Here is a 14367-nt window from a genome sequence, read left to right on the forward strand (position 1 = left end):
CCGATGAACGCCCTCCTGCCGTCTCAACCGGGCATCCGCGTCACGCTGGCCGAGCTGATCGAGATGCGCCATCGCGTGCGTGAAGTGCAGCTGTTTTCCACGCCGAGCCAACGCAGCCCGCTGATTGGCCTGCACCACTCGAAGCTGCGCGGGCGTGGGGTGGATTTCGATCAGGTGCGGGTCTATCAGGCCGGCGACGACGTGCGCACCATCGACTGGCGCGTCACCGCCCGAACGCAAGAACCACACACCAAACTGTTCCATGAAGAACGCGAGCGGCCGATTTTCATCATGGTCGAGCAAAGCCGCCGACTGTTTTTCGGCTCGGGCCTGATGTTCAAATCGGTGCTCGCCGCCCAGGCCGCAGCGCTGATCGGCTGGGCCGCACTGGGCCACAATGACCGGGTCGGCGGTCTGGTGTTCGGCGACAACGAGCACTACGAAATCAAGCCCCGCCGCAGCAAACAAAGCCTGTTGCAATTGCTCAACCGCCTGGTACGGGTCAATCAGTCGCTGCACACCGAAAGCGAGCCGGATCGCGACGCGTTCGGCATTGCCCTGCGCCGCGCCCGCGAGGTATTGCGCCCCGGCAGCCTGGCGATCGTGATTTGCGATGAGCGCGCCTTGTCGGAAAGCGCCGAACAACAGCTGAGCCTGTTGTCGCGCCATTGTGATCTGTTGCTGCTGCCTCTTTCCGACCCGCTGGATCATGCCCTGCCTGCAGCCGGGCTGCTGCGCTTTGCTGAACGCGGCGCACAACTGGAGCTCGACACGCTCAACTTCGATCTGCGTCAGACCTACCGTGCCCAGGCTGAAAGCCGCATCGCCCGCTGGGAATTGCTCGCGCAAAAGCTGCGGGTATTGCTGATGCCCTTGAGCACCCAAAGCGAAATGGTCGAACAGCTGCGCGAATACTTGAACCCGCAGAAACCAGGAAAAGGCCGATGAACGGTCTCGATCAACTGCAACCACTGATCTCTCCGCCCCAGATCGGATTCTGGCCTCCTGCGCCGGGCTGGTGGTTCTTGCTGTTGCTGTTGCCGATCATTGGTTTCGGCGTGTGGAAGCTGCGCCGATTCATTCCCAACAAACGCCCCGTCGTGCGTGCCGAACAACCGCTGGACCCGGTACGCGTCGCCGCGCTGGCCGAACTGGCGCTGATGCCCAAGCCTTACGACGGTGCTCCGGCCGGCGCCTGGTTGCAGCAACTCAACGGCTTGCTCAAGCGTCTTTGCCGCAACCACTACCCTTACAGCCAGAGCCATACCCTCAATGGCCGCAAATGGCTGGCATTCCTCGACAACCGCTGCCCGGCTGCCGGCCTGACCCGCTGGATGGTGCTGGTCGAAGGCGCCTACAAGCCCGAATGCAAGCTCGACGACAAGGCCATCGCCGGCCTGACCCAGGCGGTTGAAACCTGGATTCGCAAACATGTTTGAGTTCGCCTGGCCGTGGATTTTTGCCCTGCTGCCCTTGCCGTGGCTGATGCGCATCGTGTTGCCGGTGGCCGACAGTGGCGAACCGGCGCTCAAAGTCAGCTTCCTCAACGACCTCGAAGGCCTGGCTGGGCGTCGCGCCCGGGCCAATCTGCCAGCCTGGCGCCAACAGGCTCCGTTCCTGCTGTTGTGGCTGATGTTGTTGACCGCCGCCGCGCGCCCGCAATGGCTCGGCGACCCGCTGCCGATTGCCGCCAGTGGCCGGGATCTGTTGGTGGCGGTCGACGTCTCCGGTTCCATGGACTACCCCGACATGCAATGGCAGGACGAGGACGTCAGCCGCCTGACGCTGGTCCAGCATTTGCTCGGCGACTTCCTGGAAAGCCGCGAGGGCGATCGGGTCGGCCTGATCCTGTTCGGCAGCCAGGCTTACCTTCAGGCCCCGCTGACCTTTGATCGGCACACGGTGCGTGTCTGGCTCGATGAGGCGCGCATCGGCATTGCCGGCAAGAACACCGCCATCGGCGACGCCATTGGCCTGGGCCTCAAACGCCTGCGCCAACGGCCGGCCCAAAGCCGGGTACTGATCCTGGTCACTGACGGCGCCAACAACGGTGGCGAGATCGATCCGCTGACGGCGGCGCGACTGGCGGCCAAGGAAGGGGTGAAAATCTATCCGATCGGCATCGGCGCAGACCCGGAACAAAGCGGCACCTTGGGTTTTCTCGGCATCAACCCAAGCCTGGATCTTGATGAACCCTCCCTGATGTCCATCGCCGAAGCTACCGGCGGCCAGTATTTCCGCGCACGTGATGGCAAGGAGTTGCAGGCCATCAAGGCTACCCTCGATCAACTGGAGCCCGTGACCCAGCAACCGACCCAGGCTCGTCCAGCCCAGGCGTTGTATCACTGGCCGTTGGCGATTGCGCTGTTATTGAGCATTTTATTGGTGGCACGCGAACTCTGGCCGGACAACCCTCTTCAACGGCTGTTTACCAAGGATCTGTTTTTGCAAACGCAACTACCTGACTGGCGCCAGCGTCTTAAACGCCTGCGCCTGCGGAGACGCCGATGAGCGCGCTCTGGCCGTATTGGTTCCGCCCAGGGTGGTTGCTGCTGTTGCCATTGCTAGGCTGGCTGCTCTGGCAGCTCTGGCACCGGCAGAAGCGCGCCGGCCGCTGGCAGATGATCCTGCCGCCAGCCTTTCACGCGGCGCTGCTCAGTGGTGGCAATGGCCGCGACAGTAAATTACCTTGGGTCGCGCTGGGTGTGGCGTGGCTACTGACGGTTTTCGCGCTGCTCGGCCCGAGCTGGTCGCGAGTAGAACAACTCAGCCAGAAACCTGCCGATCCGCTGGTGGTCATCCTTGAATTGACCCCGGAAATGCTCGCCACCGACGTCCAGCCCAACCGCCTGGAACAAGCCCGGCGCAAGCTGTTTGACCTGCTGCAATACCGTAGCGATGCGCAGACCGCCATTGTCGTCTATGCCGGCAGCGCCCACACGCTGGTGCCGTTGTCGGACGACCTGTCGACCAGCCGCAACTTGCTGGATGCACTCAAGCCGTCGCTGATGCCGGAACCCGGCCACCGCGCTGATCTGGCGGTAGCCAAGGCCCTCGCATTGCTGGAGCAAGCAGCGCTGGGAGACGGTCGGATCCTGATGATCGGCTCATCCCTCACGGAAACCGAACGCGAAGGCATCCGCCGCGCGCTGAGTGGCAAATCAACACAATGGCTGATGATTGGCGTCGGCACCGCCGAAGGCGCGCCGATCACTCAGGAGGACGGCAGTTTTCTCAAGGACGAACAGGGCGCCATTCTGGTGCCGCATCTGGATGACCCCGGACTGAAAGCCTTTGCCAAAGATCTGGACGGGCGCTATCGCCATGCACGCCTGGGCGACGCGGATCTGCGTGCCCTCGGTTTGCTCGATGGCCCACGCAACTTGCGTAACGATGGCCAGACCTTGCGCCTGGATACTTGGGCCGATCAGGGTTATTGGCTGTTGTTGCCGCTATTGCTTCTGGCGGCTTGCGCTGGTCGCCGTGGCTGGTTGTTGTGCCTGCCGTTGTTGCTGGCACTGCCACAGCCCAGCCAAGCCTTTGAATTCCAGGACCTGTGGTTGCGCCCCGACCAACAGGGCTTGCACTTGCTCAAGCAAAACCGCCCGGCGCAAGCCGCGCAACACTTTGCCGATCACCAATGGCAAGGCGTGGCCCTCTATGAGGCCGGTGATTACACTGGGGCCGCCCAGCGTTTCGCCGAAGGCAACGACGCCCACGCCCACTACAATCGTGGCAACGCCCTGGCTAAAAGTGGTGAACTGGAGGCGGCGCTGGATGCTTACGAACAGGCCCTCGAGCGGCAACCGGATTTGCGTCCGGCGTTGACCAACAAGGCACTGGTGGAAAGTCTGCTCAAGCAAAAGGTATCCCCGGCTGCAGCCGAACCGGACAACACCGCCAACGCAACGCCCCAGGTCAATGAGCAGGAAACACCGCCCGGCACCCAGGCTCAACCGTTGAGCAATGGCGAACCGAAAGCCACCGATCATCAGGCCAGCGATACCGAGCAACCGTCGACCCTGCCTCCGCGTCCCGGCGCCAACGAAGTCCCGGGCAGCGAGCTGGGTGACGAACAGCACACTACACCGCCCATGCGCCCGGCCAGCGACAGCATCGAAGGCGAGCAGCAACAGGCACTGGAGCAATGGCTGCGGCAGATTCCGGACGACCCGGCAGAATTGCTCAGGCGCAAATTCTGGTACGAACAGCAACAACATCAGGATCAGGGAAAAACTCGATGACCCGCTTCACCGCTTTCACCATCGCCTTGCTGGTCTGCACTTCGCAGGTCCAGGCAGCCGAGCTGGTCGCCAGTGTCGATCGCGCGCGCCTGAACTCTGGCGAGACGGTCGAGCTGACCCTGGAATCCAACGACGTCACCCAATTCGGCAAACCTGACCTGACGCCGCTGGAGCCGCTGTTCGAAGTCCGAGGCACACGCCAGGTCAACCAATTGAACACGCTCAGTGGCGACAATCGCGCGACCACCCGCTGGATTGTCACGCTGTTGCCATTGCAGAACGGCAGCGTGGAAATTCCGCCATTGACGCTCGGTGACGCGCAGAGCCAACCGATTACCGTGCAAGTGGTCGCGAGCGAAAGCCAGAACAATCCGAGCAAACAGGCCGCGGTGTTCATCGACGCCAGCCTCGATCAAACCAGCGTCTACGTGCAAGCCCAGGCGATCCTGACCTTGCGCATCTACCATTCGGTGCCGCTGTACGACGACAGCAGCTTGCCCCCGCTGCAGATTCCCGATACGCGCATCGAACAGCTCGGCGAATCGCGCACCTACGAAAAAGACATCAACGGTGTGCGCCACGGCGTTATTGAAATGCGCTACGCGATCTATCCGCAGCACAGCGGCGAACTGATCATTCCGGGGCAGATTTTCAACGCTGCCCTGGTGGACGCGCAGCCCGCCAAGGACGCCTCGACCCAAGCGCCGAAGTCGGGAAAACTCATGCGTGTCAGCTCCGGCGAACTCCTGCTGACAGTCAAGGCCAAACCCATCACCTACCCTGCCGACCTGCCGTGGCTGCCGGCGCGCAGCCTGAGCCTGAGCGAGAGCTGGAGCCCGGAGCCGGAACATGTCCAGGTCGGCGACTCGCTGACGCGCAGCCTTAAAGTCACCGCCGAAGGGCTGTCCAGCTCGCAACTGCCGCCGCTGCCGGGTACCGAAGTCAGCGGCTTGCGCCGTTATCCGGATCAGCCGGTGCTGGGCAACCAGAACAGTGAACGCGGCCTGGTTGGCAGTCGCGAAGACCGTGAAGCGCTGGTTCCGTCCCGAAGCGGTTCGATCGAATTGCCGTCGGTTGAAGTGGTCTGGTGGAACACCTTTGAAGATCATCTGGAACACACCAGCCTGCCCGCCCGAACCCTGCAAGTGGCGGCCAATCCAAGCCTGATGGTCGATACACCGGCCGGCACTGCCCCGACCAATGCCACCGCCGACAGCGAAACGCTGTGGCGCTGGCAACTCAGCACGCTGATTCTGGCCTGTACCACCCTGCTCGGCTTCGGCCTGTGGTGGCGGGCGCGCTGGCAACCGGCAATCCTGCGCGCCGCGCAAACCGGCCCGAGCCCGCGCACCGTGCTCGACGACCTCAAGCGTGCCTGCCAGGCCAACGACCCCCACGCCACCCGCCAGGCCCTCGACGCCTGGGCCAGGCAACAACCGGAAACCCTGGCCGACATGGCCGCCCGCTTCGTCCCCTTGTCCGACGCGCTCGACGGTCTGAACGGCGCGCTCTACAGCGAGACCGGCCAGCATTGGCAAGGTGAAGAACTGTGGCGGGTGATTCGCACCATTCCGATAGCCGAACGGGTCCAGGACCCGGTAGCTGACAGCGGCTTGCCGCCGCTTTATCCCAAATAATCAAAAAGCCGTGGTCACACCTCACATGGCCACAGCTTCTGTATGGAATTTGTCATGCGCTTGTTTCACACCTCCGACTGGCACCTCGGGCAGAACCTGCACGGCCAGGATCGCGATTTCGAGCACGGTTGTTTTCTCGACTGGCTGCTGCGCCAGCTCAAACTGCAGCAACCGGATGTGCTGCTGATCGCCGGCGATATCTTCGATACGGTCAACCCACCGGTCAAAGCCCAGGAACGTCTTTACGACTTCATCGTCAGCGCCCACGAGCAGCAACCGTTGCTGACCATCGTGATGATTGCCGGCAACCACGATTCCGGTTCACGGATCGAATTGCCCGCGCCGTTGATGCGCCGTTTGCGCACTCATGCGTTGGGCCGCGTGTTGTGGCTGGACGACGGGCAACTCGACGCCGAACGTTTGCTGTTACCGCTGCCGAACGCAAAAGGTAAAACCGTCGCCTGGTGCCTGGCGCTACCGTTCTTGCGGCCTGCCGAAGTCACCGGCCCGCACTTGGGCGACAATTATCTGCGCGGCATCGGACAGGTTCATGAATGGCTGATCGAGGCAGCCAACGCCAAACGCAAGAAGGGCCAGGCGCTGATCGCCATCAGCCATGCGCACATGGCCGGCGGTTCGGTCTCGGAAGACTCCGAGCGCAGCCTGATCATCGGCAATGCCGAAGCCCTGCCCGCCAGCCTGTTTGGGCCGAGTATCAGCTACGTTGCCTTGGGCCACCTGCACAAACCGCAGAAGGTCAACGGTGAAGAACGTATTCGCTACAGCGGCTCGCCAATCCCGCTGTCGTTCTCCGAGATCGGCTATCAACACCAGATTCTCGACATCACGCTCGATGGCGAAACCCTGGTCAGCGTTGAACCGAGACTGATCCCCCGTGCGGTCAATCTGCAACGCATTGGCCCGGCGCCTCTGGCAGAAATCCTCCTGCAACTGGCCGATCTGCCCAATATCGATCTGCTGGCCGACTACCAACGCCAACCCTGGCTTGAAGTGCGGGTTCGTCTGGACGAGCCGCAGCCAGACCTGCGCAACCAAATCGAAACCGCGCTGCAAGGCAAGGCCGTGCGTCTGGTGCGAATCGCCGCCGAATACGCGGGTAACGGCAACCGCGAAGGCGCCGACGAGGGCGACGCCTTGATCGAGCTCGACCAGCTCACACCTCAGGAACTGTTCCGCCGTGCCTGGCAGGACAGCTACGGCAGTGAGGTTGACGAACAAACGCTCAAAGACTTTGCCGAGCTATTGCAAGACGTACAGCTGGAGAGCGAACAACCATGAAGATCCTCGCGATCCGCCTGAAAAACCTTGCCTCCCTGGCCGGCCCGTTTGAAATCGATTTCACCGCCGAACCGTTGGCCAGCGCCGGTTTGTTCGCGATTACCGGACCGACCGGCGCCGGTAAAAGCACCTTGCTTGACGCCCTGTGCCTGGCCCTGTTCGGTGCCGTACCGCGCCTGAACAACACCGGACGCGACGCCAAGGTGCCCGATGCCGATGGCGAAATCGGCACCGGTGACCCGCGCACCTTGCTGCGCCGTGGTACTGGCGAAGGCTATGCCGAAGTGGATTTCGTCGGGGTCGATGGTCGTCGCTACCGCGCACGCTGGGAGGCCAACCGCGCCCGGGAAAAGGCCGGTGGCAAGTTGCAAGCCAGCCGCCAGAGCCTGCGCGATATCGATCAGGATCAACTGCTGGCCAGCCAGAAAGGCGAATACAAAAGCCAGCTCGAAGCCGCCCTGGGCCTGAATTTCGAACAGTTCACCCGCGCCGTGCTGCTGGCGCAGAGCGAGTTCAGTGCCTTTCTCAAGGCCGATGACAACGACCGCAGCGAACTGCTGGAAAAGCTCACCGACACCGCGCTCTACACCCGCCTCGGTCGCCGCGCCTTCGACAAGGCCAAGGAAGCCCGCGAAGCCCACAAGCTGTTGCAGGATCAGGCCAGCGGTGTCACGCCGCTGTCTCCTGAAGACCGGGCCGAACTGGATTCGCGCTTCAACGCCGCCCAGCAACAATTGAAGCTGCAACAGGCACAGCTCAAACAACTGGAACAACAGCATGGCTGGCTCAAGGATTTGCGTCAGTTGCAAGATGCGCAGCAAGCCGCCGCCGAGCAACTGCACAGTGCGCAGCAAACGTGGGAAGCTCTGGCCGGCGAGCGCCTGAAACTCACGCGCCTTGAACAACTCGCCCCGCAACGACACCAGTTCGCCCGCAAGACTGGGCTCGATGCGCAACTGACGCCGCTGGCCGAACAAATTGCCGAGCACACTCGCCAGCACGGCGAACTCAACCAGCGGCAGACGCAACTGGAGCAGGCGCTCGAGTCGGCAACAATTGCCCTGAGCCAAGCGCAGCAGCGACACAGCGAAAGCGCCCCGCTGTTGCGTCAGGCCTTTGAAGAGCAAAGCACCCTCGCCCGCCTCGCCAGGGACACCGCCCTCAGCGCCGAAACCCGACAAGCTGCCGAGCAGGCCTGCACCGAAGGCCAGAGCGCGATTCAGGCGTTGCAGGAAAAACAGGTTCAGGTCGCCGAGCGCCTGCAAAAGATTGCCGCCGAGCTGGAACAAAGCGCCTCTCTGGCGCCGCTGAGCGATGCGTGGAATGCCTATCGCGACCGCTTGCAACAACTGATGTTGATCGGCAATCGCCTGCACAAGGGCCAGGCCGAACTGGCCAGCCTCGAACGGAGCGCCGCGCACAGCGCCCAAGCGCTGGCCGAGCAAAAGCAACAATTGGAAGTGTTGTTCAAAGAGGCTGGCGCCGAGCCCGAAGCCGTCGCCGAGCAAATCGGCATCCTCGGCAATCTGCTGCAGGACAATCGTAAACAGCTGCGTGCCGTCGAAGACCTGACGCGGCTCTGGGCCAGTCAGCAAGCGCTGGAAAAACACGGCGCCGAGCTGCATCAGCGCCTGCTCGATGCGCAACTGGAGCGCGAGCGGTTGACTGAGGACGGGGTGAAGACCAAAGCCGAACTCAGCGTCGCCGAGCAAACCCTCAACGTCACCCGTGAACTGCTCGAGCGTCAGCGTCTGGCTCGCAGCGCCAGTGTCGAAGAGCTACGCACGCAGTTGCAGGATGACCAGCCGTGTCCGGTCTGTGGCAGCAACGAGCATCCGTATCATCAGCCGCAGGCCCTGCTGCAAAGCCTCGGCCGTCATGATGAATCCGAACAGGCCAGCGCGCAGCAAGCGGTGGATCGGCTCAAGGAAAAACTCACCGAGTTGCGCGCCGACGTCGGTGGCGTGATCGCCCGACAGAAAGAGCTGTTGCAACAACAGGAGCAATTGACCGCCCAGCTTCAGGCGCTGACGCCGAGCCTTGAAGCGCATCCGCTGGCAACCACGTTGCTCAATCAGGACGCCGACAAGCGCGACGCCTGGCTGGCCCGGCAAAACGAGCAATTGAACCAGAGCATCACCCAGGACGAGCAACGCCAGAGCGCCCTGCTCACCCTGCAACAGGACGCGGCGCGTCTGACCCAGCAACTGCGCAACGCCGAAACCGCGCATCAGCAAGCGGCGCAGCACCTGAGCGATCAACAACGGGAACTGAGCAGCGACCGTCAGCGACTCGATGAGGAACTCAGCGCGTTCGCCAGCCTGCTACCGGCAGACACCTTGGAAGCCCTGCGCGTCGAGCCTGCGGCGACCTTCCTGCAGCTGGATCGGCAAATTGCCGAGCGCCTGGCGCAAGCCGATCAGCACAAAGAAGAGTTGACCGAACAGCAGCAACGCCAGCAAATGCTGGAGAAGGAACAGGATCGCCAGCTCAGCCGCGCGCAACAGTTGCAAAGCGCCCAACAGCAATTCAACGCACTGGCCGCCCAGCAACAGGCCAGCCAGGCGAAACTCGCGCAGCTGCTGGGTGAACACGGCAGCGCCGAGCACTGGCAGCAGCAGCTCGAACAGGCTGTGGAACAGGCGCGCAACGCCGAAAACTCAACGGCCCAGGCACTGCAGAACGTGCGCACGCAATGTGTGCAGATCGTTACGCAGTTGAAAGCACAACAGGAGCGTCAGCAGATCCTGGAAAACGAAGACCGCGAGCTGACGGGCAAAATCGCCGAGTGGCGCGCGCGTCATCCTGAGTTGGACGACGGCGGTCTCGAAGACCTGCTGCGTGTCGATGACACTCAGGTCAGCGAACTGCGTCAGCGCTTGCAGCACAACGAAAAAGCCGTTGAGCAGGCCAAGGTACTGCTGCAGGAACGTGACCAGCGTCTGGCCGACCATCAAGCGCTGCACAACGGCAATCTCGATGCCGAACAACTCGCCGGCGCCCTCGCCGACCTGCAAGGTCAATTCAACCTCAGCGAGCAACAATGCGCCGAACTGCGCGCCGAGCAAGCCGAAGATCAGCGACGGCAGAATGCCAATCAGGCGCTGGCCGAGCAAATTGCCAAGGCCTACGCCGAGTTCCAGCGCTGGGCGCGCCTGAATGCTCTGATCGGTTCCGCCACTGGCGACACCTTCCGCAAGATCGCCCAGGCCTACAACCTCGACCTGTTGGTGCACCACGCCAACGTGCAACTGCGGCAACTGGTGCGCCGTTATCGCCTCAAGCGTGGCGGCAGCATGCTCGGCCTGTTGGTGATGGACACCGAGATGGGTGACGAACTGCGCTCGGTGCATTCGCTGTCGGGTGGCGAGACTTTCCTGGTGTCGCTGGCCCTGGCGCTTGGGCTCGCCTCAATGGCTTCAAGCACCTTGAAAATCGAATCGCTGTTCATCGACGAAGGCTTCGGCAGTCTGGACCCCGAGTCGCTGCAACTGGCCATGGACGCGCTCGACGGCTTGCAGGCGCAAGGTCGCAAGGTTGCGGTGATTTCCCATGTGCAGGAAATGCATGAGCGCATTCCGGTGCAGATTCAGGTGCGCCGCCAAGGCAACGGTCTCAGCACGCTGGAGGTGAAATGAGTACGCTGTATTCGTTCCGACGTTGCCCATACGCCATGCGTGCGCGCATGGCCTTGCGCTACGCCGGCGTTGCCGTGGACATCGTCGAAGTGAGCCTGAAGGCCAAGCCGCCAGAGATGCTCGCGCTATCGAGCAAAGGCACGGTGCCGGTGCTCAGCGTCGACGGCCAAGTGATCGAGGAAAGCCTGGACATCATGCGTTGGGCGTTGGCACAAAACGATCCGCAGGACTGGCTGCTCAAGGATGATCCGCAAGGGCAGTTGCGAGTCGCAGAGCTGATCGCGGAAAACGATCAGTCGTTCAAAATTCATCTCAATCGCTACAAGTACGCCGAACGCTACCCCGAGCAACCGATGGAAACCTATCGCGCCGAGGGCTCGCAGTTTTTGCACAAGCTGGATCAACTGCTGGAGCGTCGCGACTACTTGTTGGCGCAACACCCCTGCCTGGCCGATGTGGCGCTGATGCCGTTCATACGGCAATTCGCCCATGTCGATCGCGACTGGTTCGCGCAGACGCCGTATCGGCATTTACAGGCGTGGCTGCAACGGTTTCTGGAGTCAGACCTGTTCACTTCAATCATGAAGAAGTAACCGATACCTGTAGGAGCAAGGCTTGCCCGCGATGGGGCCGTCAAGGACGCAAAAAAACATCGCGGGCAAGCCTTGCTCCTACAAGGACGGTGGTGTTTCAAGGAATCAGGCCAATACTTCGCACATTCCGATCACCGAGCAATCGACCTGGAACGGCCCGAAAAAACTGCTTTCAGGTTCGACTGGCGGATTACCGGCCAGCAGGCCCATGCCCTTGGCGATGTCGATGTTACGCGCAATGTTGTGGTTAGCTTCGATGGCCCGCGCTACACCACCTATCGAACCTTGCCCGATCCCCAGCAAGGAAAATCCATTGGTGATGAAAGCCAGGAAGGCGATGACCAAGAGTTTGCATCTGTTCATGCTCCGCCGACTCCTGCGAGGTCAGCTTGATCGACCATTGCCTGTTGGGCGCGGTGTTCAAACTGGATACCAGGATGGGCGACCTGAATCGGCGCTTCGTAGGTTTGTTGTGACTGCGGCGAAAGACTGACAACCAGCACCATGACCAGGTAAAGACCGATAGCCACATAGGCGCCGCGTTTGGCGGAAGTGATGATTGCGTGGGCCATGATGAACTCCGTGGACATGTTTCAGAGTCCACAGATTCAATCAAAACAGCCCCAAGAACCAACGAGTCTCGTCTATACCAGATATCAACTTCGTTGATCATTAAGCCAGACTATCTCAGTCTTCAATAAAACTGATCATGCGCTCGCGGGCCGCGTCAGGCTCGCCGGAAATCGGCTCTGCCGCTGACAGAATCGGGGTCGAATAGAGAAACAGCAAAACCACGGCCAGACGCATCGCCATATTGTCGATCCTTTTCTTGGGAAGGAGTCAATAAATTCGCGCCAAATTTAAACCGCTGGCCAGATGATATCAAGCGATACCTTGATGGCAATTTGATGCTGTCGTAAATGCGTTATGCAGGAGCGACATCACTTCAGCGCTTTTCGAGTGGTTGAACCTCGATCGGCAAGTGACTTCGCTCCTGCATAAAGGCAGCAGAAAGGAAATTTCAGTGCTGGGTTTTGTGATCCAGCGCGGCGTAGAAGTTAGCGCTTTGTTGCAAGTATTTCTGGGTGTAGCTCTGGGTGTGGGATTTTTTGTCGCTGATTTCAACGTTGGCGCTGGCTGGCAGAGCCACGGTGGCAGAGATGGCGGACGCGGCGATTACGGAGAAGAGATTGAAGTTCATGCTGTATTCCTCGAAGTCAGTTGGCTTGCATGCCCGGTGGGGCCGTGAAGCAAACTTAACCCTCGAAGAACGAGGCCTTGAAATGCTTTGTAGCATTACCACATATCAGCCTCATTGATAGAAAGACGCAGGCCCCGCAAACCGGGGACTGCGGCCTATTGTCGCAGCAAAAACCTGAGGTCGCTCGGGGCGTCCATCGGCAGTTTTTGTACGGTCTTGCCCAGCAAACCGGTGTTGGCGTCGCGTTCGATGACGACAATCTGGTTACTTTTCTGGTTGGCGATCAGCACGAACTTGCCGCTTGGATCGAGGCTGAATTCACGCGGATGATCGCCCTCCACCGCTCGGCGTTGCAGCTCCTTGAGATGGCCGGTCGCCGGGTCGATGGCGAACACCAGCAACTGATTGGCGGTGCCACGGTTACTGACGTAGAGGAATTTGCCGTCGGCCGAGCTGTGCAGCGCAGCAGCGGCTTTGTCGGTAACCGGCTGACCGGCTGCCAGCTCAACGAGCTGCGTTTGTTCAAGCTTGCCATCGCGGTAGTCGAACACGGCGACCTGGGCGCTCATTTCCATGGTCAACCAAGCGTGGTTGCCATCGGCGCTGAACAGCAGATGACGCGGACCGCTACCGGGCGGTAGCTGGACGAAAGCTGGCGTGGCCGGGGTCAACGGCAGTTGCGGATTGGCCTTTGGGTCGAAACGGTAGACAAAAACCTTGTCCGCACCCAGGTCATTGGAGAACACGAACTTGCCATCGGGCGATGGAACCGTCGAATGCACGTGCGCTGACATCTGCCGCTCGGCATTGACCCGACTGGCCGGGTGACTGCTCATCTGCACCACGGGCTTGAGCGCGCCATCAGCGCCGATCGGCAACACCGCCAGGGTCCCGCCCGGGTCTTCGGCCACCGAATAATTGCTGACGAACAAATGGCTGGCATCGTTGCTCAGGCTCGAATGCGTCGGCTCATTGCCCAGGCTCTGCACCTGATTGATCAGGCTCAGTGCCTGGCTTTTCGGGTCAATCGAGTAGCTGCTGACACGCCCAACCGGATCTTTCTGGCCCGGGCCGTTTTCGTTGACCACAAACAGGTGCCGCTGATCCTTGGAAAGGGTCAGCCACGACGGGTTTTCGCTTTGAATGACTTGCAAGGGCCTGGCGGCGATCTGCCCGGTTGCGCTGTCAAAATTGAGCCGGTAAATGCCGTGGCTCTGCCCACCGGTGTACGAACCCACGAGCAATTGATAATCATCGGCCCACGTTGCCTGAACGCCCATCGCGCCCATGCTGCCGGCGATTAACAGTGGCCACAGCTTATTCATCCGCAGGTTCATCGTCGTCGTTGTCGCCACTGACGACATCGCCGAGGCACACCAGTCGGTGTTCGCCGTTGTTATCGCTGATCAGCCAGCTTTGCAGTGTGGCGTCGAACGTCGCGGCCTGGATCTGCGCCGGGGTGAACTCCCAGTGCAACGCATTGCGGCCATCCATGCATTCGATGTGCAGATTGTCGTCCTCATCGAGGGCGAATTCGAAGGCATGCAGCCCATTGATTTCCACCATCCCGCAGTGTTCGAGGGCGTTGAGCAAGGTGTCGGTTGCAGCTGTCATGGCAGTCGATCTTTGAATGGGAAAAACGCAATGATAGCTCATGCCCTTGATGATTGTTCCACACAAACCTGTGGGAGCGGGCTTGCTCGCGATGACGGTATGTCAGCCAACAATTGCGTTGGCTGATACACCGTCATCGCG

Annotated in this window: 14 protein-coding genes; 8 read left to right on the forward strand and 6 right to left on the reverse strand. The window is 61.1% G+C overall.

All coding sequences use genetic code 11. From position 1 onward, the window contains the following. Window positions 1–3 precede the first annotated feature (3 nt). Genes D8U18_RS02420 through D8U18_RS02455 form a run of 8 tightly spaced genes read left to right on the forward strand, consistent with a single transcriptional unit; the run spans window position 4 to window position 11411 of the window. On the forward strand, window positions 4–948 hold the full coding sequence (locus D8U18_RS02420) for a DUF58 domain-containing protein (protein WP_056855522.1): 945 nt from the start codon (window positions 4–6) through the stop codon (window positions 946–948). Further along, complete coding sequence (locus D8U18_RS02425) at window positions 945–1439, forward strand: DUF4381 domain-containing protein (protein ID WP_056855523.1); 495 nt, start codon at window positions 945–947, stop codon at window positions 1437–1439. Before D8U18_RS02420 ends, D8U18_RS02425 begins: the two co-directional genes overlap by 4 nt. Continuing rightward, on the forward strand, window positions 1432–2511 hold the full coding sequence (locus D8U18_RS02430) for a VWA domain-containing protein (protein WP_131106933.1): 1080 nt from the start codon (window positions 1432–1434) through the stop codon (window positions 2509–2511). The genes D8U18_RS02425 and D8U18_RS02430 overlap by 8 nt, the downstream gene beginning before the upstream one ends. Beyond that, entirely contained in the window at window positions 2508–4244 is a 1737-nt protein-coding gene (locus D8U18_RS02435) for a VWA domain-containing protein (RefSeq protein WP_056855525.1), read from the forward strand. Before D8U18_RS02430 ends, D8U18_RS02435 begins: the two co-directional genes overlap by 4 nt. After that, the gene (locus tag D8U18_RS02440) at window positions 4241–5881 is read left to right on the forward strand and encodes a BatD family protein (RefSeq protein ID WP_130905661.1); all 1641 of its coding nucleotides are present in this window, start codon (window positions 4241–4243) and stop codon (window positions 5879–5881) included. Before D8U18_RS02435 ends, D8U18_RS02440 begins: the two co-directional genes overlap by 4 nt. Before the next feature lie 54 nt (window positions 5882–5935). Continuing rightward, a complete protein-coding gene (locus D8U18_RS02445; protein WP_056855603.1) occupies window positions 5936–7180 on the forward strand; it encodes an exonuclease SbcCD subunit D C-terminal domain-containing protein in 1245 nt (414 codons plus the stop codon). After that, on the forward strand, window positions 7177–10818 hold the full coding sequence (locus D8U18_RS02450) for an AAA family ATPase (RefSeq protein ID WP_131106934.1): 3642 nt from the start codon (window positions 7177–7179) through the stop codon (window positions 10816–10818). The genes D8U18_RS02445 and D8U18_RS02450 overlap by 4 nt, the downstream gene beginning before the upstream one ends. Then, window positions 10815–11411 (forward strand): glutathione S-transferase, encoded by a 597-nt coding sequence (locus tag D8U18_RS02455; RefSeq protein WP_131106935.1) that lies wholly within the window; start codon window positions 10815–10817, stop codon window positions 11409–11411. Before D8U18_RS02450 ends, D8U18_RS02455 begins: the two co-directional genes overlap by 4 nt. 105 nt (window positions 11412–11516) lie before the next feature. Here D8U18_RS02455 and D8U18_RS02460 read toward each other — a convergent pair whose 3' ends face one another. The 6 genes from D8U18_RS02460 to D8U18_RS02480 form a co-directional block, all read right to left on the reverse strand. Further along, complete coding sequence (locus D8U18_RS02460; protein WP_131106936.1) at window positions 11517–11774, reverse strand: hypothetical protein; 258 nt, start codon at window positions 11772–11774, stop codon at window positions 11517–11519. Beyond that, window positions 11771–11983 (reverse strand): hypothetical protein, encoded by a 213-nt coding sequence (locus D8U18_RS02465; protein WP_056855531.1) that lies wholly within the window; start codon window positions 11981–11983, stop codon window positions 11771–11773. The genes D8U18_RS02460 and D8U18_RS02465 overlap by 4 nt, the downstream gene beginning before the upstream one ends. A 115-nt stretch (window positions 11984–12098) precedes the next feature. Then, window positions 12099–12224, reverse strand: coding sequence for a hypothetical protein (locus D8U18_RS29200; RefSeq protein WP_256590244.1), 126 nt, complete (start codon window positions 12222–12224; stop codon window positions 12099–12101). A 208-nt stretch (window positions 12225–12432) separates the two neighbouring features. Next, window positions 12433–12612: a hypothetical protein gene (locus tag D8U18_RS02470; protein ID WP_019650041.1), complete on the reverse strand. Its 180-nt coding sequence runs from the start codon at window positions 12610–12612 to the stop codon at window positions 12433–12435. Window positions 12613–12767: 155 nt separating this feature from the next. Further along, window positions 12768–13937, reverse strand: coding sequence for a lactonase family protein (locus D8U18_RS02475; protein WP_131106937.1), 1170 nt, complete (start codon window positions 13935–13937; stop codon window positions 12768–12770). Then, complete coding sequence (locus D8U18_RS02480; protein ID WP_131106938.1) at window positions 13930–14268, reverse strand: DUF5629 family protein; 339 nt, start codon at window positions 14266–14268, stop codon at window positions 13930–13932. The genes D8U18_RS02475 and D8U18_RS02480 overlap by 8 nt, the downstream gene beginning before the upstream one ends. Between the last annotated feature and the right edge of the window lie 99 nt (window positions 14269–14367).

Source organism: Pseudomonas sp. Sample_10 (genome assembly GCF_004321495.1).
Classification (GTDB): domain Bacteria; phylum Pseudomonadota; class Gammaproteobacteria; order Pseudomonadales; family Pseudomonadaceae; genus Aquipseudomonas.